The 25,133-nt window shown below is 37.4% G+C and carries 23 protein-coding genes; 18 read left to right on the top strand and 5 right to left on the bottom strand.

From position 1 onward, the window contains the following. Positions 1-165 precede the first annotated feature (165 nt). The 9 genes from mutS to hfq all read left to right on the top strand — a co-directional run bounded on the left by mutS (position 166) and on the right by hfq (position 12,743). Positions 166-2,877, top strand: coding sequence for a DNA mismatch repair protein MutS (gene mutS, locus CD126_RS11010; protein ID WP_049405435.1), 2,712 nt, complete (start codon positions 166-168; stop codon positions 2,875-2,877). Between the two features lie 10 nt (positions 2,878-2,887). Next, positions 2,888-4,855, top strand: a complete 1,968-nt coding sequence (mutL, locus tag CD126_RS11005) for a DNA mismatch repair endonuclease MutL (RefSeq protein ID WP_049405434.1) — start codon at positions 2,888-2,890, stop codon at positions 4,853-4,855. A 336-nt stretch (positions 4,856-5,191) separates the two neighbouring features. After that, positions 5,192-5,725: a glycerol-3-phosphate responsive antiterminator gene (locus CD126_RS11000; protein WP_049405433.1), complete on the top strand. Its 534-nt coding sequence runs from the start codon at positions 5,192-5,194 to the stop codon at positions 5,723-5,725. 192 nt (positions 5,726-5,917) lie between these two features. Beyond that, a complete protein-coding gene (locus tag CD126_RS10995) occupies positions 5,918-6,736 on the top strand; it encodes an MIP/aquaporin family protein (protein WP_002472390.1) in 819 nt (272 codons plus the stop codon). A 284-nt stretch (positions 6,737-7,020) separates the two neighbouring features. Next, positions 7,021-8,520 carry a glycerol kinase GlpK gene (gene glpK / locus CD126_RS10990; protein WP_049405432.1) on the top strand — a complete coding sequence of 500 codons (1,500 nt, stop codon included), beginning with the start codon at positions 7,021-7,023 and terminating at the stop codon, positions 8,518-8,520. A 147-nt stretch (positions 8,521-8,667) separates the two neighbouring features. Next, a complete protein-coding gene (locus CD126_RS10985) occupies positions 8,668-10,341 on the top strand; it encodes a glycerol-3-phosphate dehydrogenase/oxidase (RefSeq protein WP_103370502.1) in 1,674 nt (557 codons plus the stop codon). A gap of 299 nt (positions 10,342-10,640) precedes the next feature. Continuing rightward, on the top strand, positions 10,641-11,564 hold the full coding sequence (locus tag CD126_RS10980; RefSeq protein WP_049405430.1) for an alpha/beta fold hydrolase: 924 nt from the start codon (positions 10,641-10,643) through the stop codon (positions 11,562-11,564). Positions 11,565-11,578: 14 nt separating this feature from the next. Continuing rightward, positions 11,579-12,541, top strand: coding sequence for a tRNA (adenosine(37)-N6)-dimethylallyltransferase MiaA (miaA, locus tag CD126_RS10975; protein ID WP_049405428.1), 963 nt, complete (start codon positions 11,579-11,581; stop codon positions 12,539-12,541). Next, entirely contained in the window at positions 12,528-12,743 is a 216-nt protein-coding gene (gene hfq / locus CD126_RS10970; RefSeq protein ID WP_002472457.1) for an RNA chaperone Hfq, read from the top strand. Before miaA ends, hfq begins: the two co-directional genes overlap by 14 nt. Before the next feature lie 295 nt (positions 12,744-13,038). Here the strand turns inward: hfq and CD126_RS10965 are convergent, their stop codons facing one another. After that, the gene (locus CD126_RS10965; protein ID WP_049405426.1) at positions 13,039-13,512 is read right to left on the bottom strand and encodes a glutathione peroxidase; all 474 of its coding nucleotides are present in this window, start codon (positions 13,510-13,512) and stop codon (positions 13,039-13,041) included. A 199-nt stretch (positions 13,513-13,711) separates the two neighbouring features. Between CD126_RS10965 and hflX the strand changes: the two genes are divergently transcribed. The 6 genes from hflX (at position 13,712) to CD126_RS10935 (ending at position 19,227) form a co-directional block, all read left to right on the top strand. After that, positions 13,712-14,947, top strand: a complete 1,236-nt coding sequence (gene hflX / locus CD126_RS10960; RefSeq protein WP_049405423.1) for a GTPase HflX — start codon at positions 13,712-13,714, stop codon at positions 14,945-14,947. A gap of 19 nt (positions 14,948-14,966) precedes the next feature. After that, positions 14,967-16,205 carry a methionine gamma-lyase family protein gene (locus CD126_RS10955; protein WP_103370501.1) on the top strand — a complete coding sequence of 413 codons (1,239 nt, stop codon included), beginning with the start codon at positions 14,967-14,969 and terminating at the stop codon, positions 16,203-16,205. Positions 16,206-16,617: 412 nt separating this feature from the next. Then, positions 16,618-16,986: a MerR family transcriptional regulator gene (locus CD126_RS10950; protein WP_161801809.1), complete on the top strand. Its 369-nt coding sequence runs from the start codon at positions 16,618-16,620 to the stop codon at positions 16,984-16,986. 21 nt (positions 16,987-17,007) lie between these two features. Continuing rightward, the gene (gene glnA, locus CD126_RS10945) at positions 17,008-18,348 is read left to right on the top strand and encodes a type I glutamate--ammonia ligase (protein ID WP_049405419.1); all 1,341 of its coding nucleotides are present in this window, start codon (positions 17,008-17,010) and stop codon (positions 18,346-18,348) included. Between the two features lie 268 nt (positions 18,349-18,616). After that, positions 18,617-18,847: a hypothetical protein gene (locus CD126_RS10940; RefSeq protein WP_049405418.1), complete on the top strand. Its 231-nt coding sequence runs from the start codon at positions 18,617-18,619 to the stop codon at positions 18,845-18,847. Positions 18,848-18,990: 143 nt separating this feature from the next. After that, entirely contained in the window at positions 18,991-19,227 is a 237-nt protein-coding gene (locus CD126_RS10935; RefSeq protein WP_002472427.1) for a hypothetical protein, read from the top strand. A 191-nt stretch (positions 19,228-19,418) separates the two neighbouring features. Here the strand turns inward: CD126_RS10935 and CD126_RS10930 are convergent, their stop codons facing one another. Both CD126_RS10930 and CD126_RS10925 read right to left on the bottom strand, forming a co-directional pair. Beyond that, on the bottom strand, positions 19,419-19,766 hold the full coding sequence (locus CD126_RS10930; RefSeq protein WP_049405417.1) for a hypothetical protein: 348 nt from the start codon (positions 19,764-19,766) through the stop codon (positions 19,419-19,421). 496 nt (positions 19,767-20,262) lie between these two features. Next, positions 20,263-20,466: a hypothetical protein gene (locus CD126_RS10925; protein WP_049405165.1), complete on the bottom strand. Its 204-nt coding sequence runs from the start codon at positions 20,464-20,466 to the stop codon at positions 20,263-20,265. Positions 20,467-20,614: 148 nt separating this feature from the next. Here CD126_RS10925 and nucI point away from each other — a divergent pair, with 148 nt between their 5' ends. Continuing rightward, on the top strand, positions 20,615-21,142 hold the full coding sequence (gene nucI / locus CD126_RS10920) for a thermonuclease NucI (RefSeq protein ID WP_049405163.1): 528 nt from the start codon (positions 20,615-20,617) through the stop codon (positions 21,140-21,142). Between the two features lie 93 nt (positions 21,143-21,235). On the opposite strand, the gene CD126_RS10915 is transcribed toward nucI, so the two are convergent. Further along, positions 21,236-22,096, bottom strand: a complete 861-nt coding sequence (locus CD126_RS10915; protein ID WP_049405161.1) for an NERD domain-containing protein — start codon at positions 22,094-22,096, stop codon at positions 21,236-21,238. A 285-nt stretch (positions 22,097-22,381) separates the two neighbouring features. Between CD126_RS10915 and CD126_RS10910 the strand changes: the two genes are divergently transcribed. Together CD126_RS10910 and CD126_RS10905 are read left to right on the top strand one after the other, a co-directional pair. Next, a complete protein-coding gene (locus tag CD126_RS10910; protein ID WP_103370500.1) occupies positions 22,382-22,837 on the top strand; it encodes a hypothetical protein in 456 nt (151 codons plus the stop codon). A 117-nt stretch (positions 22,838-22,954) separates the two neighbouring features. Further along, a complete protein-coding gene (locus CD126_RS10905) occupies positions 22,955-23,548 on the top strand; it encodes a hypothetical protein (RefSeq protein WP_049405157.1) in 594 nt (197 codons plus the stop codon). A 96-nt stretch (positions 23,549-23,644) separates the two neighbouring features. Here the strand turns inward: CD126_RS10905 and CD126_RS10900 are convergent, their stop codons facing one another. Continuing rightward, positions 23,645-25,000 (bottom strand): aspartate kinase, encoded by a 1,356-nt coding sequence (locus CD126_RS10900; RefSeq protein ID WP_049405156.1) that lies wholly within the window; start codon positions 24,998-25,000, stop codon positions 23,645-23,647. Between the last annotated feature and the right edge of the window lie 133 nt (positions 25,001-25,133).

Genomic DNA, 25,133 nt, shown 5'->3' with positions numbered 1-25,133 from the left:
GTTTCTTTCTTTAAACACTTTAGATAAAATAATTATATAATTCGTGTGATTTGTCGGCGCACTGATGTAGGATATGTTAAAATTTAAGAGCTAAACATTTTAATAAAATAAGATGACAAAGAACTCAACTAACCATAATGACATAGAAAAAGGAACGTGAAATGCATGGCTAAAGTAACGCCAATGATGCAACAATACTTAAAAATTAAATCTGAATACCAAGATTGTTTATTATTCTTCCGACTCGGAGATTTCTATGAAATGTTCTTCGAGGATGCGAAAGAAGCGTCACGTGTGCTTGAAATCACGTTAACTAAAAGAGACGCGAAAAAGGACGATCCTATCCCTATGTGTGGCGTTCCATATCATTCCGCAGATAGTTACATCGAAACCCTCATTAATCATGGGTATAAGATTGCGATTTGTGAACAAATGGAAGATCCGCGACAAACGAAAGGGATGGTTAAGCGCGAAGTCGTGCGTATCGTGACACCAGGTACTGTCATGGAACACGGTGGGGTCGATGAGAAACAGAACAATTACATCTTAAGCTATCGACACGACGGTAAAACATATGCGCTCGCGTACTGTGACGTTTCAACTGGTGAATTGCAGGTCACACACTTTGAAGATGAATCAACATTAATCAACGAAATTACAACCATTAATCCGAATGAAATTGTGGTAGATCGTGCTATCTCTGAACATTTACAACGTCAAATTAATATGACGACTGAGACAATCACAGTCGTGGATACTATTTCCGACGTACCATACGAGGTCAACACGCTCAAAGACGCGAATATGCATGCAGTGACACAGTTACTGCTCGATTACATTCATCATACGCAAAAACGGGATCTTTCACATATTGAAGAAGTGCATCAATATGAAGCGGTTGATTTTATGAAAATGGACTATTATGCAAAACGCAATCTCGAACTTACAGAAAGCATCCGTTTGAAATCGAAAAAGGGTACGTTGCTATGGCTCATGGATCAAACGAAAACGCCGATGGGAGCACGTCGTTTAAAGCAGTGGATTGATCGACCTCTCATTCAACGACAACAAATTCAACAACGTCTAGATGTCGTGGAACAATTTATTGACCACTTTATCGAACGTGATACGCTACGAGAATATCTCAATCAAGTTTATGATATTGAACGTCTCGTGGGACGAGTGAGTTATGGAAATGTCAATGCCCGTGATTTAATTCAACTTAAACATTCCATCTCAGAAATCCCACATATCAAGACATTACTCACTCAATTAGATACACAAGCTACAGCCCAATTTGAAGCGCTAGAACCGCTCGATGACTTGCTAGACTTGCTAGAACAAAGTCTCGTTGAAGAACCACCGATTTCTGTGAAAGAAGGTGGGTTGTTTAAATCTGGCTTCCACGAACAACTCGACGAATATCTTGAAGTTTCACGCAACGGTAAAGCTTGGTTAGCTGAACTTCAAGCTAAAGAACGTGAACGTACAGGTATCAAATCATTAAAGATTCGCTTTAATAAAGTCTTTGGTTACTTTATTGAAATTACGAGAGCAAATTTACGCGGTTTCGATCCTCAGGCGTTTGGTTATCATCGAAAACAGACCTTGTCCAATGCTGAACGGTTCATCACGGATGAGTTGAAAGAGAAAGAAGATTTAATTCTCGGTTCAGAAGACAAAGCGGTAGAGTTGGAATATCAATTATTTACTCAGCTGCGAGAGCGAATTAAAGATTATACTGAGCGTTTACAACAACAAGCGAAGATTATTTCTGAGCTCGATTGTTTACAAAGCTTTGCGGAAACGGCGCAGAAATACAATTATGTGCGACCGACATTTAGTGAGGATAAGACGTTAGCGCTAACGGGTTCTCGTCACCCTGTCGTGGAACGTGTGATGGATCGCAATGATTATGTGCCAAATGATTGTCGTCTTGACGAATCACAGTACATTTATTTAATTACTGGGCCGAATATGTCTGGTAAATCAACTTATATGAGACAGGTCGCTATCATTAGTATCATGGCTCAAATGGGTGCTTATGTGCCTTGTGATGAGGCGGTGCTTCCAATTTTCGTTCAAATCTTTACACGTATCGGTGCGGCTGACGATTTAGTTTCAGGTAAAAGTACGTTCATGGTAGAAATGCTAGAAGCGCAGAAAGCGTTGGCTAACGCGACAGCTGATAGTCTCATTATCTTCGATGAAATCGGGCGAGGAACTTCAACGTATGATGGTTTAGCATTAGCACAGTCGATGATTGAATACGTTGCGCAAACGTCACACGCTAAAACGTTATTCTCGACACATTACCACGAATTAACTACGCTTGATCAGACACTTGAGTGTTTAAAAAATGTTCACGTGGCAGCTAATGAATACCAAGGAGAACTTATCTTTTTACACAAAGTTAAAGACGGAGCAGTCGACGACAGTTACGGCATTCAAGTAGCTAAGCTCGCAGACTTACCAGAAGAAGTCATCAACCGCGCGCAAGTGATTCTCGATGCCTTTGAAAAGGATAATGCGCCAGTGAAAGCGAACGGTGAAGGAAGTTCGACATATAGAGATGCCAATATAGTACATGAAACGACATCGCAGTCTGAGAAAGATGAATACGACAATGTACCAACTCCGCAGTCCGAGAAAAATCAAGACGACAATGAATCAACTCCGCATTCAGAACACAATAAAGAGAACAATTCAGCGGCTCAGTCTGCTTCAACACAATTCGAACAAACGGCCTTTAATCTCTTCGACGAACCAGCAGAATCTAGCGAAATCGAAGAAGAATTAAAACACTTAAACATTTCAATGATGACACCAGTCGAAGCATTAGTGAAATTGAGCGAATTACAAAACCGATTGAAATAGAGGTGAAAGCATGGGACAAATTAAAGAACTGCAAACCTCATTAGCAAATAAGATTGCAGCGGGTGAAGTGGTCGAACGTCCAGGATCCGTAGTGAAAGAGTTATTGGAGAATGCACTTGATGCGCAAGCAACCGAAATTACTATCGAAGTAGAGCAATCTGGTATTTCATCTATTCGTGTCGTTGATAATGGAACAGGTATTGAAGCGGATGACGTAGATTTAGTCTTTCATCGTCATGCGACGAGTAAGTTAGACACAGATGACGACTTGTTTCACATTCGTACATTAGGCTTTAGAGGAGAGGCGCTCGCAAGTATATCTTCTGTTGCGAAAGTTCAGCTGATTACGTGTACGGATGGTCTTGAAGGCTTAGAGGTTTACGCTGAGAATGGACGTATTCTTGAACGTAAGCCAGCCAAAGCGAAACGTGGGACAGATATCACAGTGAAATCGTTGTTCTATAATACACCTGCTCGTTTGAAATATGTTAAAAGTTTATATACTGAATTAGGTAAAATAACAGATATTGTTAACCGTATGGCAATGAGCCATCCTGATGTGCGAATATCATTGTATTCTGATGGAAAAGAAATTATAAGCACGAATGGATCAGGGCGTACAAATGAAGTGATGGCTGAAATTTACGGTATGAAAGTCGCCAAAGATTTAGTCCCTATCGAGGGCGATACCAGCGATTATCATCTTGAAGGCTTTGTAGCAAAACCTGAGCATTCACGAAGTAATAAGCACTATATTTCAATTTTTATCAATGGTAGATATATTAAAAACTTCGTACTGAATAAAGCGATTCTTGAAGGTTATCATACTTTAATGATGATTGGACGCTACCCGATTTGTTACCTCAATATCCAGATGGACCCGATACTCGTAGATGTGAACGTGCATCCGACTAAGTTAGAGGTTCGTTTATCGAAAGAAGAGCAACTGTATTCATTGATTGTGGAAAAGATTAGAGAAGCGTTTAAAGATCGCATTCTTATTCCGCAAAATGACATGTCTAAATTCGAGAAGAAAAATAAAGTACTCCATCAATTCGAACAACAAAAGATAGATTTCGAACGAAAACAACAAGCGTCAAATGAAGATAAAACTTCGGATTTAACATCTCATAATGAAGCTGAAAATGCGCAAGAGACACAAGATAATTCAAATGCAAACAATGAACTATCCGCACCTCATGATGCCTCTGCATATCAAACGACATCCGACGAATCAGAAAGTCAGGTAAGTGAGACGGCTTCAACCGACGACTATGCGAAGGCACAACGTGAAGTGCTTTCAGAACTCGAGAACTCAGATGTTGGAGAGTCATCTGAATATCTTGAAGAAGATACAGACAATATCAAAGGTACAGTGAGCAAGACGCCGAGTCGACGGGTTCCGTATGTTGAAGTAGTGGGACAAGTACATGGCACATATATCATTGCTCAAAACGAAAATGGCATGTTTATGATAGACCAACACGCAGCGCAAGAAAGAATTAAATACGAGTATTTTCGAGATAAAATTGGTGAAGTGACGAATGAAGTACAAGATTTACTTATTCCTTTAACTTTCCATTTCTCTAAAGACGATGTCATGATTATCGAGCAGTACAAAGATGAGTTAGAGAAAGTTGGCGTCCATCTCGAGCCATTTGGTGGTCACGATTATATCGTTAATAGCTATCCTGTGTGGTTCCCGCAACAAGAAGCGGAAGAAATCATCAAAGATATGATTGAATATGTCTTAGAACATCAGAAAGTGGACGTCAATAAGATTCGTGAAGAAGCAGCAATTATGATGAGTTGTAAAAAGTCTATCAAAGCGAATCATTATTTAAAAAATAGTGAGATGGCGGATTTAATTGATCAATTACGAGAAGCGGAAGATCCGTTCACTTGTCCGCACGGTCGTCCAATTATCGTAAACTTTTCTAACTACGAATTGGAACGTTTATTTAAACGTATCGTCTAGCTAGAAGTGACGAGCAGATGTTTTTGGTGAACGCTAGCTTATGAATTCGATTTAAGCAAATAAACCATTTAGCGATTGGGAATCCGGTCGCTGAATGGTTTGTTCATTATTTTAATAGTTTGAACTATAAAAGAAAATTACACCCAAGATTTTACGCAAGACACTTGGAAGTGAGTCGCTATAATATTTCGTATTCGAGTGCTAGGCTTTTAAATAAGATATAAAAATTTAAAAGAACCTGTAATATTAAATATTTTTACTATCAGTTATAGTTTGTAATTTGACTGAGAGTTGAATAAACTTAATTTATACTTAACATGATGAGAGGGATGTCTAATGAAACCAAACATCTTACCTGCAATCAGAACGATGAAAGATCTCGAGAAACTCATTCAAACTGACTATAAAGAGTGCGTTATATTAGATACGCATGTCGGTCATTTGAAAAGCACGATGGATTTATTGAAGAAAGCACATGTTGAAACGTATATGCATATCGATTTAATTAAAGGGATGAGTCATGATGAATATGCCTGCGAATATATCATTCAACACTATCATCCGAAAGGCATTGTCTCTACTAAAATGCGCGTGTTAAAGAAAGCGAAATCACTTAACACTACAACAATCTTACGTGTCTTTATACTCGACTCTCAGGCATTAAAAAGAAGTATCGAGCTTATTAAGAAAGCTGAGCCGGATTATGTTGAAGTGTTGCCAGGAGTTGCTGGGAAAGCGATTAAGATTATTAAAGAAGAGACCCAAACACCTGTGATCGCTGGTGGTTTAATCAATACACCTGAAGAAGTAACAGAAGCTGTAAATAATGGTGCACATTATATTACTACGAGCAATCGTCAACTCTGGTGATTGCTCGCGCTTCAATTTATAATATCTGAATCAATTCAACTTTTTGTTGACAACGCTTACATGAGAAGTGTAAGATATAAACTAAGTTAATATTTTAGGAAGAGATAGGGAGATTTCTGCATGACAAAGCATGGCTAAGGGAGTGCTTTATGATGGAGAAATCTCTCTTTTTTTATCAACAGGAGGGATTTGATGAGTGTTTATTTTGCCGAATTTCTAGGGACAGTGATACTCGCACTATTCGGTGGTGGCGTGTGTGCTAACGTCAATTTGAAGAGAACAGCAGGCTTTGGTGCAGATTGGATTGTCATCGCAGTAGGTTGGGGACTTGCTGTATCATTCGGGGCTTATGCAGTAGGTAATATTTCTGGTGCACATTTAAACCCAGCCGTATCGATTGCTTTCGCGATGGATGGTTCGATTAGTTGGGCGCAAGTACCTGGCTATATTATCTGTCAGATGCTCGGTGGTATTGTCGGAGCAATGTTAGTATGGCTCATGTATTTACCACATTGGAAAGCGACAGAAGATAAAGGTGCTAAATTAGGCGTGTTCTCAACAGCGCCCGCAATTAAGAACTATTTCGCTAACTTTATGAGTGAAATTATCGGAACAGCAGCGTTAACACTTGGCTTACTTTACATCGGTATGAACAAGATTGCAGATGGACTTAATCCATTGATTGTCGGGGCTTTAATCCTCGCGATTGGTGTGAGTTTGGGTGGTCCAACAGGTTATGCGATTAACCCAGCTCGTGACTTAGGTCCTCGTATTGCGCACGCGATACTACCTATCGCAGGTAAAGGTGACTCTAATTGGAGTTACGCTATCGTACCTGTGCTTGGTCCAATTGCTGGTGGTATGATCGGTGCAATGATTTATCGTTTATTCTTCAAAGGTGCTTTCGATGCCTTTTCAGTGATCAGTATTGTAGTCGTTATTGTGACTTTACTGATCGGTGTAATGATGAATAAATCTAAAGTCGGTCAAGATGCAGAAAGTATTAATTAAGCTGTGATTTTCTAATCTCGTTTTAGTAAAAAGGGCTAAAACTTATGTAATGTGGAGAACTTTTATCATAGATTAACGATAACGCTAAAAATGTCGCGTGAAAGTATAGACAACGCATAAGTATAAATCCATTTTTTATGCTTAAATTATTAAGATTACTTTTAGTAAAATGCTGATGCTCGTACGAATTGATTAATCAGTTTATATACGGGAAAACTAAGTAGTAAGAACTTCTAATAACCATTGCGTCAAAAGGGCGAAACTAAACTGAAGGAGTTAAGATTATGGACAAATACATTTTATCTATAGATCAAGGGACAACAAGCTCAAGAGCGATTCTCTTCGACAAAGATGGAGAGATCAAAGGTGTAGCACAACGTGAATTCAAACAGTACTTCCCAAAATCAGGTTGGGTTGAACACGATGCCAACGAAATTTGGACGTCTGTGCTCGCGGTACTTGCTGAAGTGCTCACTGAAAGCAATGTAGGCGCAGATCAAATCGAAGGTATTGGTATTACGAACCAACGTGAAACGACAGTGATTTGGGATAAACATACTGGACGCCCGATTTATCATGCTGTCGTATGGCAATCTCGCCAAACGCAAGGCATTTGTCAAGAACTTCGTGATCAAGGTTACGAAGACACGTTCCACAAGAAGACAGGTCTTGTGCTTGATCCATACTTCGCTGGAACGAAGATCAAATGGATTCTTGACGAAGTGGATGGAGCTCGTGAGAAAGCTGAGAATGGTGACTTACTCTTCGGTACAGTAGATTCATGGCTCGTATGGAAATTGTCTGGTGGTCAAGCGCACATCACAGATTACTCCAACGCAAGCCGTACATTAATCTACAATATTCATAATCTCGAGTGGGATAACGAGCTATTAGACATCTTAGATATTCCGAAACAAATGCTTCCAGAAGTGAAAGAATCAAGTGAAATTTACGCGAAGACAATTGACTATCACTTCTTCGGTCAAGAAGTACCTATCGCTGGTATCGCAGGCGACCAACAAGCAGCACTCTTCGGTCAAGCTTGTTTCGAGCGTGGCGATGTGAAGAACACGTACGGTACAGGCGGCTTCATGTTAATGAATACGGGTGAAGAAGCGGTGACGTCTGAAAGTGGTCTGTTAACTACGATTGCGTATGGTTTAGATGGTAAAATTAACTACGCGCTTGAAGGTTCAATCTTCGTTTCAGGTTCTGCAATTCAATGGTTGCGCGATGGATTACGTATGATTAATTCTGCACCTCAATCTGAGAATTATGCAGAACGTGTCGAATCGTCAGAAGGCGTTTATATGGTACCCGCTTTCGTCGGACTAGGTACGCCATATTGGGACGCTGAAGCACGTGGTGCGATCTTCGGTTTAACACGTGGCACGGAGAAAGAACACTTTATCCGCGCTACACTTGAATCACTTTGTTATCAAACACGTGACGTACTCGAGGCAATGGAGAAAGACTCTGATATTAAAGTTAATAATTTACGTGTCGATGGCGGTGCAGTTAAAAATAATTTCATCATGCAATTCCAAGCTGACTTATTAAATGTAGAAGTAGAACGTCCAGAAGTAAGTGAAACAACAGCGTTAGGTGCTGCTTATTTAGCAGGTCTAGCAGTGAAATTCTGGGATAACAAAGATAGCATTGCGAACGGCTGGAAACTTGAGAAAGAGTTCAAACCTGAAATGGATGACAAAGAGAGAACAAAACTTTATAAAGGTTGGAAGAAAGCAGTCGAAGCTACGCAAGTCTTCAAACTTGAAGATTGATAGTTAGACTTCTCAACATTAACTGTGCTACAATAAGGGTAAGTTAATATTGAGTCGAGATTTTGAGAGACACGAGTCGTTCAATGCAATATGTTGTGTTGGGATGCGTGTCTCTTTTTTTAATAAATATGAGGAGGCGCATAGGTTATGAGTTTATCAACATTGAAGAGAGAACAAGTCAAAACGTGTTTAAGAGATGAAGAATATGATGTCGTGATTATCGGTGGCGGTATCACAGGTGCAGGTATTGCCCTAGATGCGAGTCAACGTGGTATGAAAGTGGCGCTTGTAGAAATGCAAGACTTTGCACAAGGTACAAGTTCACGTTCAACGAAACTCGTTCACGGTGGTCTACGTTACTTGAAACAATTCCAAATTGGTGTCGTAGCTGAAACAGGTCGTGAACGTGCAATCGTTTATGAGAACGGTCCACATGTAACTACACCTGAACGCATGCTTTTACCTATGCACAAAGGTAGTTCTTTAGGTAAATTCAGTACATCTATCGGTTTAACACTTTACGATTTCCTAGCAGGTGTTAAAAAAGAAGAGCGTAAAAACATGCTAAGTAAAAAAGAAACAGTAGAAAGAGAACCACTCATTAAACGAGACAAATTAAAAGGCGGCGGTGCTTACGTAGAATACCGTACAGACGACGCACGTCTTACAATCGAAGTTATGAAACGCGCAGAAGAAAAAGGTGCTACGGTAATCAACCATACGAAATCTATTCACTTCACTTATGATTCAAATGAAAAAGTGAATGGTATCCAAGCGCAAGATATGTTGACGGGTGAAACTTACGACATTCGCGCTAAAAAAGTAATCAATGCCAGTGGTCCATGGGTAGACGAAGTACGTAGTGGTGACTATGCACGTAACAATAAACAATTACGTTTAACTAAAGGTGTCCACATCGTTATCGATCAATCACGTTTCCCATTACGCCAAGCCGTATACTTTGATACTGAGAACGATGGTCGTATGATCTTCGCTATTCCACGTGAAGGTAAAGCATACGTAGGTACAACAGATACGTTCTATGACAACGACAAGTCTTCACCTTTAGCTACACCAGAAGATCGTCAATATCTAATCGATGCTATCAACTACATGTTCCCAGATGTTGACGTGTCAGATAGTGATATCGAATCTTCATGGGCAGGTGTACGTCCACTCATTTTAGAAGAAGGAAAAGACCCTTCTGAAATTTCACGTAAAGACGAAGTTTGGGAAGGTAAATCTGGCTTACTCACTATCGCTGGAGGTAAATTAACAGGTTACCGTCACATGGCGAAAGAAATTGTAGACTTACTTTCAAAACGCTTAAAACAAGAATACAAAATGAAATTCAAAAAGTGTGAAACGAAACACATCACAATCTCTGGTGGTGACGTAGGCGGTAGCGATAACTTTGAAAACTTTATCGAACGTAAAGTGGAAGATGCAAAAGCTTACCAAATCGATGACAAAGTGGCACGTCATTTCGCAACGAAATATGGTTCAAACGCGGAAGACTTATTTGAAATTGCACAAACAGCTCAATATCAAGAAACAGGACTTCCACTTGATATTTATACTGAACTGGTATACTCAATTCAGAATGAAATGGTTTATAAACCAACAGACTTCTTAATTCGTCGTACAGGTAAACTTTACTTCAAGATCGATGATGTCTTAAACTACAAAGATAAAATTGTTGAAGTGATGGACGGTTTACTCGATTATACAACAGCTGAAAAAGACGCGTTCAAAGCTGAGTTAGACGAAGCGATCGACGAAGCGCAAACAGGCAATAATCAACCACCTGTTAAAGAGTAAGACGCGTTCATATGGAAAGTTGAATAGTGAGTGCAAGCATCCCTAGCTATTAGCGCTAGGGATATTTTTGATGCTGATAAAGCGCGCAGTTATTATATGTTGAGTGAGATGTTGATGGACAATTAAAGGTTGTAGTGAGAAATTTGTTCAGCTCAGAAGTCACCACACTTTAAACGAAACAGTATACTTGCTTAATGTCTAGGATAGTCATGTATGCTTAAGTTGATAACCCTAGATTCAAAGGGTATATTAACAGTAATCCCACAAATCATAGATTGAATGTAATGGAGGGGATGATTATGGGACAAGAATCTTTGCAGTTAAGAGTATCGGACGGGGCTGCCATCGAAGTACAAATTGATAAAGCCAAGATCGAAACGGTCGGCGTGATACATATTATGCACGGTATGGCAGAGCACTTTCATCGATACGATAAGTTCGTAGCCTCATTAAATCAACAAGGATATGATGTGATTCGCCATCACCATCGTGGTCACGGTTATCACATTAATGAGCAAGAACGTGGTCATATCCCGAGCTTAAATCGAGCGGCGGCGGATGCCTTTGAAATCATCGAAACGCTTCAAACACGTTATCAAGATCAGCAACCTTATATCGTATTAGGTCACTCAATGGGGTCGCTCGTAGCTCGTATTTTAGTTCAATCACATCCTAAATATGTAGATGGGCTGGTGTTGACAGGTACGCCACAGTACAATCGTTTGAGCGTGAAACTTCAACGTATGTTCCTTAAATTAATTACTATCGTTTGTGGTAAAAAGCGTAAAATGCACTGGCTCAATCAACTTATGTATCGCTCATTTAATAAACGTGTGAAAGAAGATCAGGCGCAGAATAGTTGGTTGTCTTCAAATCATGATGAGGTTGCTAAATACAATCAAGACCCCTACAGTGGCTTTGAAGTATCTAATCAACTGATTTATGAAATGATGAAAGCGATTGACACGACGACTAAACTTAAAAATTTAAAGAAAATGAAAGTCACACTTCCTGTTCTATTGATTGGTGGAAAAGAAGATCCGGTCAATAAGTATGGGCGCGGTGTGCGCTTTTTAGGTAAACGTTTCAAAAAAGCTGGCATCGAACACGTTACGGTACACATGTACAAACACAAACGTCACGAAATCCTTTTTGAAGAAGGGTATGAAAGTGTTTGGCAACATTTATATAATTGGCTAGAAAAACAAATCTTAAGAAAGTAAAGTGAGGGATAGGATTGAAGGATGAGAAACCTTTATTAGTAGTCATCGTAGGACCTACCGCTGTAGGTAAGACAGATTTTAGTATTCAACTTGCTCAGGCCGTGAATGGTGAAATTATTAGTGGCGATTCCATGCAAGTATATAAAGGCATGGATATTGGTACTGCTAAAGCGACACCTGAAGAGCAAGCAGGTATTCCTCATTATATGATTGATATTTTAAACCCAGACGACAATTTTTCAGCCTTTGATTTTAAGCAAAGAGCAGAACAGTATATTTCAGACATCACAAGTCGAGGTAAAATACCCATTATTGTAGGGGGCACAGGTTTATATATTCAATCTCTAATTTATAATTATCAATTTGATCAAGAAGATATTTCGCCAGAACGTGAAGCTCAAGTTAAAGCGCAAATGAAAGATCTCAATACGAAGTCGAACGAAGCATTACATGCGTATTTAATGTCATTTGATCCACGTTCTGCTGAGGCAATTCATCCCAATAATCGAAAACGTGTGAACCGCGCCATAGAATATTTTTTAAAGACGAAAAAACTTTTAAGTTCACGCAAGAAAATGCAACATATGAGTGAAAATTATGATACATTATTAGTAGGGATGGAAATGTCGCGCGACATCTTATACGACAGAATAAATAAGCGCGTCGATATAATGTTGACTCATGGATTATTGAATGAAGTGAATGAACTCGTCCAACAAGGATATGAAACATGTCAAAGTATGCAAGCTATAGGTTATAAAGAGATAGTGCCGGTAGTGAAAGAAGATGTTAAGCTAGAGGAAGCAGTTGAAACACTGAAAAAGAATTCTAGGCGTTATGCCAAGCGTCAAATGACTTGGTTTAAGAATAAACTCAATGTAATTTGGTATGATAGAGAGAAAACATCACTCAACTCGATGGTTAATGAGGTTTCAGCCCTAATAAATCAAAGGAGTAAGAATCATGACAGCAACTAATCGCATCCAAGACCAATTCCTAGGGCAATTTAAAGCCGACAAAACTGAAATTGTAGTCTTCTTCGTAAATGGCTTCCAAATGAAAGGTATTATCGAAGACTACGATGAAGAAACGGTAAGTTTGTATTCACAAAATAAGCATCACTTAATTTACAAACATGCCATTAGTACATTCACTGTTGACGAAGGCACTGAAGAGTAAGCGTAGAACAATGAGTATATAAGAGACTAATGATGAAATGAGGAGTAGTACAGCGACCGTAAAGGTTGGATTGTGCTACTCCTTTTAGCATGCATCAAGTTTGTGGAGTTGAGTGAGGTGACAACTTTGATGCTTAATAATTTGCAGAGTTAGAAAGACAATTTGGATATATATAAGCGCAACAGACACAAAGCTTATATAGATACCAAACCTTATACAAACTTTATCTCTGTTGCGCGAATTATTAGTTAGCATGTTGCGAGAAAGCAGTTCGTTAAATAGTACAAATCAGCTATTATAAAAGTGATTCAATATAACTTTCAATTTGTGATGGATTTCTTTGAGGTCCAAATCGTTTTACCACGTTACCTTCTCGATCCACTAAGAATTTAGTGAAATTCCACTTAATTTTTTCATTAAAGAATCCCTCTTGCGCATCTGTTAAAAAGTGAAAGAGCGGGTGTTGTCCATCACCTTTAACATCAATCTTCTCATGCATAGGGAATGTCACACCGTAGTTAATCTGACAGTTTTGACGTGCTTCTTCACCATTTCCAGGCTCTTGACCACCAAATTGATTACATGGAAAACCGAGCACAACAAAGCCTTGCGATTTAAATTGTTCGTATAACTTCTGCAAACCTTCAAATTGTGGAGTGAAACCACATTCACTTGCTGTATTGACAATTAACATGACTTGTCCACGATATTTTTCTAATCGATAAGTTTCTCCATTTACTTTTTCAACTTCAATATCATAAATACTCATTTATTCAATGCACCTCTAATTAATATTGTGTTTATTCATCTGTCGTTATAGTTCCTATCATACATCATAATTCCGGATGAGTTGATTCTTAAGCCTTATACATGAGTTTATTGGAAAGCCATTTTACAATTCCTCTAATAGTTTTTGTGTGCTTCCTATGATAAAATGACTAGGAAAACTGTTGAAAGAGGTGTATGAATTGAGTCGCAGTCACACTAAAACTACTGCTAAGCCGAAAGAAAAAGCGATTCTTATCGGTGTAAACGAGAATTCAGAGAAACAATTTGATTTTGACTCTACGATGCATGAACTCAATGCCCTTTCAAAGACGTGTCAATTGGACGTAGAAATGTCTTTTACACAAAATAGGGAAAATATTGATCATAAATATTACGTAGGTAAAGGTAAATTAGATGAGATTAAAGCCTATGTTGAACATAATGACGTAGATGTCGCAGTAACGAACGACGAGCTTACTACTGCGCAATCTAAGACGTTAAATGGTAATCTCAATATTAAAATTATTGATCGTACTCAACTCATACTTGAAATCTTCGCTTTACGTGCGCGTAGCAAGGAAGGTAAATTACAAGTTGAACTCGCGCAACTTGATTATCTCTTGCCACGTTTACAAGGTCACGGACGTAGTTTATCACGCCTTGGTGGCGGAATCGGTACACGTGGTCCAGGTGAGACAAAGCTAGAGATGGACCGCCGTCATATTCGTACGAGAATGAATGAAATTAAACATCAACTTCAAACGGTCGTGGATCATAGGGAACGCTATCGTAACCAACGTGAGCAGAATAAAGTTTATCAAGTCGCTTTAGTTGGCTATACCAATGCTGGTAAATCCTCGTGGTTTAATGCGTTGACGGATGCTGAAACTTATGAGCAAGATAAACTCTTCGCCACGTTAGATCCTAAAACGAGACAGTTACAAATTAACGATGGTTTCAATATGATTATTTCAGATACGGTAGGCTTTATTCAGAAGTTGCCAACTACACTCATTGCTGCTTTCAAATCCACACTTGAAGAAGCTAAGGGTGCAGATTTGTTATTACATGTCGTCGATAGTAGTCATAAGGAATACCGTACTCAATTCGATACGGTTAATCGCATCTTGAATGATCTTGATATGGAAGGGATTCCTCAAGCAGTTATTTTTAATAAAAAAGACTTGTGCGATCAAGCTATACCAAGCGCTGCTGAACCTTCTGTCTTCGTTTCAGCTAGAGATGAACAAGATATTGAAAAAGTAAAAACATTGTTATACGAACAAATTCAAGAGACGCTAAATTATTACGAAGAGCACGTCGACAGTAGCGATGCGAAGCGTCTGTACTATTTGAAACAACATACTTTAGTGACAGAGTTAACCTTTAATGAAAATACCAATCAGTACGATATTAAAGGTTATGCCAAAGATTAAATAAAGGAAGCAGATGACTATGATTGAATTAATGCAACAAGTAAATGAGACGGAAGAAGCATTACAACCTTACTTTCGTCAAATTGAAGAAATAGCATATCGTAATCAAGCGCGTGTATTAGATGCGTTTCATAAAGTTAAAGTGACTGAAAGTGATTTGGTCGGCACGACAGGCTATGGCTATGATGACTTTGGTAGAGATCACTTAGAAGCGATTTATAGTGAAACCTTTGGAACGGAAGATGCACTCGTTCGCCCTCAAATTATTTCAGGAACACATGCAATAACGCTGGCACTTCAAGCTAATTTACAGCATGGTGACGAATTACTCTACATTACGGGTGATCCTTATGATACATTGCTTGAAGTCATCGGTATCAATGGTAATGGAATCGGCAGCTTACTTGAACAAGGCGTGCATTATCAGAAAGTCGATTTAAAAGACGGTGAAATCGACCTGGCAGGTGTGGAAAGCGCTATCTCTTCACGTACGAAAGTTGTAGCCATCCAAAGATCGAAAGGCTACGATCAACGCCCTTCGTTGAATGTCGCTCAAATTCAAACGGCGATTCAACATATCAAAGAAATCGATTCTAATATTATTGTCTTTGTTGATAATTGTTACGGCGAATTTGTAGAAGAACTTGAACCTACGCATGTGGGGGCAGATTTGATGGCAGGTTCTTTAATTAAAAATCCTGGTGGTGGTTTAGCTAAAATTGGTGGCTACATTGTTGGAAACGAAGACTTGATTCAACGCTGTGGTTACCGCTTGACTGCGCCAGGCATCGGGAAAGAAGCGGGCGCTTCCTTGTCGTCATTACACGAGATGTATCAAGGCTTCTTCCTAGCGCCACATGTAGTGAGTCAAAGTTTGAAAGGCGCGTTGTTTACGAGTCTGTTATTAGAGAAGCTGGAAATGAACACATCTCCTAAGTTTGATGTACCTAGAACGGATTTAATCCAAACTGTACAATTCCAAACAGCGGAACAAATGATTCAATTTTGCCAAAGTATCCAACACGCTTCGCCAATTAATGCACATTTCAGCCCTGAGCCTGCTTATATGCCAGGTTATGAGGATGATGTGATTATGGCTGCAGGTACCTTTGTACAAGGATCTTCTATTGAATTGTCAGCAGATGGGCCTATTCGCCCACCTTATGAAGCTTACGTTCAAGGTGGATTAACCTACGAACACGTCAAATTCGCAGTCATTCATGCGGCGAATCAACTTCTTGAAAATCATTTAATATAAAGAGCTATAAGCCAAGATTTTAAGGTAGTATTGAAAGAGAATTTATTTCATAAGTAGCGATTAAAAGTATTCGTGAACATTGATGAGGTAAACACTTTCTTCTACTGTGTGAAATCTTGGCTATTTTTTTGTGGTTTACGTAGCTATATTGCATTAATTTTATAGCTTGCTGCTAAAATGAAAAACTGTTTTATCACAACTTAATGTAGGTGATTCTGAAATTAATTTTAGTAAAATTGTCAATTTTATAACTTTTAACAAGCGCGTGTTTGAAAAAAGTAGAGTAGGGAAGTTGGATAATAAGCTGTCATGATGCGATTTCTACTACTCATGTAAGGAAACCTTACATATTTTTGTGTTTTTAAATATAATGTGGTAAATTTAAGACAAGTTCAATATAGAGGTGAGGTACTTGAAGTCAAACGACGCGTTAAGGCGTAACATGGCCGTGTTCTCTATGAGTGTTGTAAGTAAACTCAGCGAATTGTCACCGAGACAAATTCGTTATTACGAAACACATGAACTTGTTAAGCCTGAACGAACCCAAGGCAATAAACGGTTGTTCTCACTGAATGATTTGGAAATTTTACTTAAAATTAAGACATTAATTGAAAAAGGTTTTAATATGAAAGGGATTAAACAAATCATGAATGATAAACAAGATCATCTTTCAAGTGATGAACAACAGAAACGCAAACACATGATAGTTGAAGCTACTCAGAAACCGCAGAGGGAATCAATACCGATAAATCGTGGTGACTTATCACGCTTTATCAATTAATTATACTGGAGGATAAGATTCATGCCAAAACGTTCATTTAGTAAAGACGATATTCGTAAATTTGCTAAGGAAGAAAATGTTCGCTATCTACGTTTACAATTTACAGATATTTTAGGAACAATTAAAAACGTAGAAGTACCAGTCAGTCAATTAGAGAAAGTATTAGACAACGAAATGATGTTTGATGGTTCTTCTATCGAAGGATTTGTTCGTATTGAAGAATCCGATATGTACCTATATCCAGATCTAGATACATGGGTAATCTTCCCATGGACAGCTGGTCAAGGTAAAGTTGCACGTCTCATCTGTGATGTTTACAAAACAGATGGTCAACCATTCGAAGGTGACCCACGTGCTAATTTGAAACGTGTACTTAAAGAAATGGAAGATCTTGGTTTCACAGACTTAAACTTAGGACCTGAACCAGAATTCTTCTTATTCAAGTTAGATGAAAAAGGTGAACCTACGCTAGAATTAAATGATGATGGTGGTTACTTCGACCTTGCACCTACAGACTTAGGTGAGAACTGCCGTCGTGACATCGTGCTTGAATTAGAGGATATGGGCTTCGATATTGAAGCAAGTCACCATGAAGTTGCGCCAGGTCAACACGAAATTGACTTTAAATATGCAGATGCTGTAACAGCATGTGATAATATTCAAACATTCAAATTAGTGGTTAAGACGATTGCACGTAAACACAACCTTCATGCAACATTTATGCCTAAACCATTATTTGGTGTTAACGGTAGTGGTATGCACTTTAATATCTCTTTATTTAAAGGTAAAGAGAATGCATTCTATGATGAAAAAGGCGATATGCAACTTACTGACGATGCGTTCCACTTCACAGCAGGTATCTTGAAGAACGCACGTGGATTTACAGCTGTATGTAACCCACTCGTTAACTCTTACAAACGTTTAGTGCCTGGTTACGAAGCACCATGCTACATTGCTTGGTCAGGTAAGAACCGTTCACCACTTATCCGTATCCCAACATCTCGCGGTATGTCAACACGTGTTGAGGTACGTTCAGTAGACCCTGCTGCTAACCCTTACATGGCATTAGCTGCGATCTTGCAAGCAGGTCTAGACGGTATTAAAAATAAACTTCAAGTACCAGAACCAGTTAACCAAAATATCTATGAAATGAATCGTGAAGAACGTGAAGAGATTGGTGTTCAAGATCTTCCATCAACACTTTACACTGCATTAAAAGCGATGAAAGAAAACGATTCTATCAAAGAAGCTATGGGTGATCATATCTACAGTCAATTTATGAATAGTAAATCAATTGAATGGGATTATTACCGTACACAAGTTTCTGAATGGGAAAGAGAACAATACATGAAGCAATACTAGGTGCTAGACAAATGGGACGTCCCCTTGAGACATATCGTCTTGAGGGGATTTTGGTGTTATAGACAAAAATTGAGTACAAAGCGTACGGTTATTGATAGATACAGGTAACTGGCGTAAAGAATTAATGATTGCAATTAAGTTGAATGCAATAGAATGATGATAATTGTGTTACTATGTGGCAAATAAACTAACAATGAATTATTTCAGAAATGAATTAACTATCAATATTCGTTATACTGTACCTAGTAAACAAAGGAGGTTATCTATTATGTACGCAAGAGCAAGTATTGAAAAATCTTTCTATATTTTAAATCACGGTAAAGAGTATAAGATTGATTTAATTAATGCGGATGACTCCAAAGACTTAGATTACGATTATTACGCAGTAGCTTATCGTGATGGTGTGAATAAAAGTGTCGGTGCTGACAGCGTTCGTGAAGCTGAATCTAAAGCAAATGAAGCTGTTGACTTAGTAATGGATGCTTTAAATGAAAAATGATAATCAATAGAATGTTTAAGGACCTTGTAACCAAGTATTACAAGGTTCTTTTTTGTTTGGATATAAAAATTATTGTTCTTACTTTTAAAAATAATTCAACTTGGGTATGCATTGTAGTGAATTCAAATAAAGGAGGAACTTGTATGGAATACGATATCCATTTATTTAACAAAGATGATAATCACATTGGTTCATTTAAATATGAAAGTGAATATAAAGTACCTGAACAAGAAATTGAATTAAAAGAAGAACTTCAGAAATTATTTGGTAATCAAAGTGAAGTTCAAACACACGATGAGAAAACAATTCAAACAAGCGACGTAGCTAACATTGAAATTAATGCATTTAATTTAGATAAACGTATTGAAATGAAATTATAGTTTGAATTTTATAGAAGTAGGATGGCATTTAATCCAAATTTAGTGCTATCCTACTTTTTTATTGTATGAGTTGAATTCGCGTGGCACATATTAACTTGAGTAGTGTTTTAAACACTCGAGTGAGAAAATGAAAGTTAAATAGTTAACGATTAAAAAATGATGATTCGAAGTGAGTTTTTGTAGAAATAATTTTAAATTAAGCCTATTGTTTTAAAGAATGTACAGACTACGCCAACTGATAAACCTAAAAGCCACTTTAGTTCTTTGGCTTCATGTTCATTAATTTTAGAGTCTATCAGTACTCCAATTTGTTTAGGCAATGCTTCCATTTGATTTTCAAGATGATCAAATCTTCTATCTACTTCCTCAAACCGTTTGTCGATAGAATCAAAGCGTGCATTATTTACTTTTTCATACTGCTTAAATTCGTCTTTGGTTACCATCTTATCGATAGAGGCTTGCAGTTGATGCGTGGGTGCAGTGTAAAGAGCAGGATAGTACTCTGTGTTGGGTTGAGGTTGTTGTTTGTTGTCATTCATTGGGGAATGCTCCTTTCGATGAAAATCTTTGATGTGTTCAGATGGCAAATGTTACGTGGATAACTATATTTAATTTATAGATTAAAGTTATTATACAACGATGGTCTCAAAGAGTAAAGTACAAACAATTTGAAACAGTTAAGATGTTAGAACGATGTTCACAAAATTGACGAAAGAATGATGATTATTGTACCAATTAAATTTTTATCACATATAGCTTAAAGCGTTGCGAAATAAAAGAGAGCCTGGGACAGATAAAGATTATTAATTATAAGAGGAAATAAAAAACACTTTTGTACTTAATTATAAGTCAATTTTCAATGTGTACTCGAGACGCTTGATGGATCTAGACCACAACGAAAATCCATTCCTAGAGCTCCTAGAGCGAAAGGAATTAGTTGAGTGTGGTCCCATAAGCAAGCGAGAGTTTAAACATTGAAAATTAGATGTTTTTTACTATTTGTCCCAACCTCTCTCCTTGAAAGACTTTAACTATTTAATTATTATGTTTCTTTTTATTTCGTTTAGATACAATAAGTGAAATGACTTGAACGATAAAGCCAACGAAAACACCAAGAAAAATTGCGATTACAGCAGAAACAATCATTGGTAAATCGAAAGATACTTGGAGGATGACTCCAATAATAATAGCCACAATAACTGCGACTAAAGTAAGTAAATTTTCTTTAACTATGCTCACAATGTTCACTCCAATCATCAAATATTATAGCATGTAGTTAATGAATAACTAAATGTTCAACACCTTGACTTTTTAACTTTCTCAATATTGACGTAGCCTATGAGATTCATTAAGATAAAGCGGTATATCATTTTAAGAAGGTGACTTAATGAAATCGAAGAAAAGTCTTACTGTCATTATCGTAGCTATTGTAGTCATAGGTGTCTTGGCTTTTCAATATATTAACCACACTGGACCTTTTAAACAAAGTGGTTCAGATAGTAAAGCGCCTGACAATACGGAGAAAGTACATGTCGAACGTGTGGTTGATGGCGATACCTTTGTGGCACGCGATGCCCATCATAAAAGGTTGAAAGTGCGCTTAATAGGGATGGATACACCTGAGACAGTTAAGCCTAACACGCCTGTACAACCCTATGGTAAGGAAGCTTCAAACTATAGTAAAAAGCATTTAAATCAGCAGGACGTCTATCTTGAATACGATAAAGAGCGAGAAGATCGCTATGGTCGTACGCTCGCGTATGTATGGTTAGATCAACATACGATGTTCAATAAAGAGTTGGTTGAGAAAGGCTTAGCAAGAGAGAAGTACTTTGCACCTAATGGGAAGTACCGAGATGTCTTTAAACGCGCTGAGCGACAAGCTAAGAAAGAACATCGTAATATTTGGAGTTAAATCAATCGTTAATAGGTAAATAATATTATTAAAAAGCCCTTATACCGTGATAAGTAAGATATAAGGGCTTAACGTATGCGTACAACTTTTATATTAATTTAATTTTTCAACGAGACGAGTGAACTGTTCTTGAGATAGTGAATTTTTATTTTTAGATATCGTTTCACCAATCATTTCTCGTAAAGAGCTTTTAGAAGATACGGTATCCGCGTATTGCTCTCTTGTAGCTGGACCATCGATGATATTGACACTACCATCTGTAAAGTAAACCAAGCCAATACATGGTACAAATTGATTAAGCTTCTGCTCAATTCTTTCTTCAATCACTTTGGCATTCATAGCTGCACGTTCAAACGGATCATGTTGATAGAAGTCATAGATGATGGAATTATTTCTAATACGTTCAATAAACGTATACGTTGTAGGTCTTGTAGACTGAAACTGATTGTGAAATTCACTTGCAATATAATGGCCGACGATATCGTCAGTAGACTTAGGCGCATCTAAATACTCTTTGTTAGGGTCGACAGTGAAGTGGTAAAACGTTTTTTGTTTCCAGTTCTTCACATCGATATTAAAAATACCTTTATCCGTAATAACGATATAATCAAAGGTACGTGCATATTCAAATAATGGATGCTTAACTGCTAAATTACTAGTGGGTAAGATCTCATAATACTGAATTTGTCCTTGCTCTTGATATTTAGCTAGAATTTCGTGCAAATCTTGTCGTGCTTTGCGTATACCATGATGATACGTATCTTTGTTCGCATCGATATTGAGTATTTGATTTTTTAACTGCGTATTCTCTTGTTTGATTGTACTCATCTTGCGAATCACTTGATCTTTGGCATAACGCTCAGAATCAAGTTTACTTTGCATGGCACGATGATTAATTATATGTGCCACGATAAGAAATATAATTACAATGATAAGAATATAAATTACAAACATAATTACCATCCTACTTTTCTATTTTAGTTTATGTATTCGTATGTCGAGTCAGTTTAAACGAATTGATAGTTAGAATCCTATACGTAATACGCTAAATAATTTCATATTGAATTGGTTAAATTATATCATATCATAAATATCTAAAAGAAAATATTTTCAATCAATCATTATGAACTGAAGCTGACTATCAATTTAAGATTGACCAATTTGACATGTTATACTGACATCAATTTGATAGAATTGTACCCATTCACTACTTATATAAAAATAACGAGGTGCTCAACTGTGATTTTAGGCAAAAGAAATATGAACCAACTTACAAATTTAATATCCGATAGCTCGGTGATTGCATTCGATGATCATCCACTTAGTTTAGCCATTATTGATCATTTAGAGCAACAAAATAAAAAGATTTCTGTAATAACATTTTCTACCGATGTCATCAGTCATACCGTTAAATACACTAACCACAATATAATTTTTTCCAATGCGAGAGTGGAGCGATCTCAGCATCGTTTAGTGGGAGATGAAGTTGGAACAACATTTCAACATTATTTAATCGATTATTATTTTTGCAGTATACCTTATCTATATAAAGATGCTTTATACCAATCAGACAGTGATTTAGCTGCTCTTCAACAACAATTACTTCGACAGTCTCGTCAAACTGTACTTGTTAATATTCCTAACTTAATCTCATCAATAGAGAACTATAGTTATATTACGAATTTAAATAATTAAGCATGTTAATAATTATCCAAAGAAAGTTATAGTTTTGTAATATCAGAGTCATTGCTATTCAGTTGCGATGTGGTTTATAATAGGATTTATGGAAACGCTTTCTTTGGAGGTGAAGATTTGTCGAATAAAGAACTAGGTAACGCTCAACCGCTCGTCAATGCTTTGCTTGAACAATGCAAAGAGTTGTTTAAATTTAATGGTGAAGTAGCCAAGCAATTATTTTTAAATGATAGTTTTAACATAGCAGATAAGGTCGATATTAGTGTGAACCGTAAGTATTTTATTGAAGTAATTAAATACATACCCAATCAATATGTCATTGAGTTTCATGATGATACAAAGGTAAGTACAAGTCTTCGTGAAACGACATTTAACACAATTACACATGCTAATGTATTTCTTAACGACGAGATGATTCTCACTGTGCTCGTTTATGACACAATCAACGAAGAATGGTTATTCCGCCTCGATCATAATATTCGCTTTCCTGAAAAACACATCTACTTCCATTCCATAACTTGGGATGTCGATTATATCAAGCCTGAAATAGTACTCATGTATGAACTTCTTGATCCAATTGATTATCATCAGTTACCCAATTATAAGAAAGTGATAGACGCCTTAAGTTATTATCAGTTTGTGCTTTTAAGAGTTGTCGTTGGAGACGAAAGAATACACCAGGCGTTAATATCTGAAAAGAATGCGATGTAGACACCTTCGTTAACAGTAATGAACTGTCAGCGAAGGTGATTTTATTGATGCATATCATTTTAAAAGTGAACATCGTAACATCGCTTGGCTTCTTTATCATTCATGTACGTAGACTTGGTCGTAGATTACTTGTACTGCTTTCTCTGAATCTTCTAGATCTAGTCCAAACATCATGGAAAGTTCCGAAGCACCTTGGTTGATCATTTTTAAATTAATATTTGCTTGGGCTAAGGCTGTTGTAATTTGGTTCGCTGTGCCTACAATCCGATGCATGCCTTCACCGACCACCATCAATATAGCTAAGTCATGATCGATACTTAATTCATCTACATCACAGTGCTTTCTAATAGCAGTAAGTACTTCGTTTTCACAATGTTTAATTTGATCACTTCTCATAATAATACTGACACTATCAATACCAGACGGCATATGGTCGAATGAAATATTATGATCTTCAAGTATACCAAGTATTTTTCTAGCAAACCCTACTTGTCTATTCATTAAATATTTTTTGATGTGTAAGACTGTAAAATGTTTGTCACAACTAATACCACTGACTACTGTACGCGCATCAATATCACGGTCATGTACAATCCGTGTTCCTGGATCATCGGGGCGATTCGTATTTTTAATAACGACAGGAATACGATGTTTATACAAGGGTTGAAGTGCTTCATCATGAAACACATTGAAACCTGCATACGAAAGTTCACGCATTTCGCCATATGTAATTTCATCTATAATTTCAGGTACATGAACGATTGCAGGATTCGCGCGATAGATACCAGATACGTCAGTGAAGTTTTCATAAAGGTCGGCTTCAACACCACGTGCTACAATCGCACCCGTAATATCTGAACCTCCTCTAGGAAATGTGACGATATGATCTTGTTCAGAGACGCCAAAGAATCCTGGAATAATTAACTTTTCTTCATAATCTCTTAACTTAAATAGTTGAGCATAGGCCGCTTCTAGTATTTGAGCATTATGCGGTTGATCAGTTACACGTATACCCGCTTCCATAGGCGAAACATACCGTGTTGGTACACCACGACTTGTATTATATGCTGCGATGAGTTGGGCGTTGAAATCTTCACCACACGATAATAGAGCATCTAACAAGCGAGAATGTTGATGTTCAAACTGTTGTATATACTTATGTAGTGTAAGCGTGAACTCATCCAGTAAGTGTGTTTCCATCTTTAAATGGTTAATAATATCTGCGTAACGGGCGATGACTCGCTCAAATTGTTGTTGATAATCTAACTCATCAATAACTTTTTCATATAATTGTAAAATAAGATCGGTAGTTTTCGTGTCCTCAGGATGTCGTTTGCCCGGAGCAGAGACAATCATAATGCGTCTTTCATCATCTGAGTTGAAAATATTAAGTACTTTGCTAATTTGTTGCGCATTTGCAACAGAACTACCACCAAATTTAACTACCTTCATAATAAGACAACCTTTCCAATATTCTGAAATTTAACTCTACTGTTCATTCTTTTACTAAAAAAGCAAAGTGAGTTAAAAATTTAGAACTTTACAAAAATTAGAGATGAATTTATACTATACCATATTATAGTAT

The sequence above is a fragment of the Staphylococcus pettenkoferi genome (assembly GCF_002902685.1).
GTDB classification, from domain to species: domain Bacteria; phylum Bacillota; class Bacilli; order Staphylococcales; family Staphylococcaceae; genus Staphylococcus; species Staphylococcus pettenkoferi.
The sequence above is the reverse complement of the archived record's forward strand: the minus strand, read 5'-3'. Positions and strand labels throughout refer to the sequence as shown.

Bases quoted from the DNA above. Each gene is read 5' to 3' on its own strand.
- mutS (WP_049405435.1), top strand. From the start codon at position 166: ATGGCTAAAGTAACGCCAATGATGCAACAATACTTAAAAATTAAATCT.
- mutL (WP_049405434.1), top strand. From the start codon at position 2,888: ATGGGACAAATTAAAGAACTGCAAACCTCATTAGCAAATAAGATTGCA.
- CD126_RS11000 (WP_049405433.1), top strand. From the start codon at position 5,192: ATGAAACCAAACATCTTACCTGCAATCAGAACGATGAAAGATCTCGAG.
- CD126_RS10995 (WP_002472390.1), top strand. From the start codon at position 5,918: ATGAGTGTTTATTTTGCCGAATTTCTAGGGACAGTGATACTCGCACTA.
- glpK (WP_049405432.1), top strand. From the start codon at position 7,021: ATGGACAAATACATTTTATCTATAGATCAAGGGACAACAAGCTCAAGA.
- CD126_RS10985 (WP_103370502.1), top strand. From the start codon at position 8,668: ATGAGTTTATCAACATTGAAGAGAGAACAAGTCAAAACGTGTTTAAGA.
- CD126_RS10980 (WP_049405430.1), top strand. From the start codon at position 10,641: ATGGGACAAGAATCTTTGCAGTTAAGAGTATCGGACGGGGCTGCCATC.
- hfq (WP_002472457.1), top strand. From the start codon at position 12,528: ATGACAGCAACTAATCGCATCCAAGACCAATTCCTAGGGCAATTTAAA.
- CD126_RS10965 (WP_049405426.1), bottom strand. From the start codon at position 13,512: ATGAGTATTTATGATATTGAAGTTGAAAAAGTAAATGGAGAAACTTAT.
- CD126_RS10955 (WP_103370501.1), top strand. From the start codon at position 14,967: ATGATTGAATTAATGCAACAAGTAAATGAGACGGAAGAAGCATTACAA.
- glnA (WP_049405419.1), top strand. From the start codon at position 17,008: ATGCCAAAACGTTCATTTAGTAAAGACGATATTCGTAAATTTGCTAAG.
- CD126_RS10940 (WP_049405418.1), top strand. From the start codon at position 18,617: ATGTACGCAAGAGCAAGTATTGAAAAATCTTTCTATATTTTAAATCAC.
- CD126_RS10935 (WP_002472427.1), top strand. From the start codon at position 18,991: ATGGAATACGATATCCATTTATTTAACAAAGATGATAATCACATTGGT.
- CD126_RS10930 (WP_049405417.1), bottom strand. From the start codon at position 19,766: ATGAATGACAACAAACAACAACCTCAACCCAACACAGAGTACTATCCT.
- nucI (WP_049405163.1), top strand. From the start codon at position 20,615: ATGAAATCGAAGAAAAGTCTTACTGTCATTATCGTAGCTATTGTAGTC.
- CD126_RS10915 (WP_049405161.1), bottom strand. From the start codon at position 22,096: ATGTTTGTAATTTATATTCTTATCATTGTAATTATATTTCTTATCGTG.
- CD126_RS10900 (WP_049405156.1), bottom strand. From the start codon at position 25,000: ATGAAGGTAGTTAAATTTGGTGGTAGTTCTGTTGCAAATGCGCAACAA.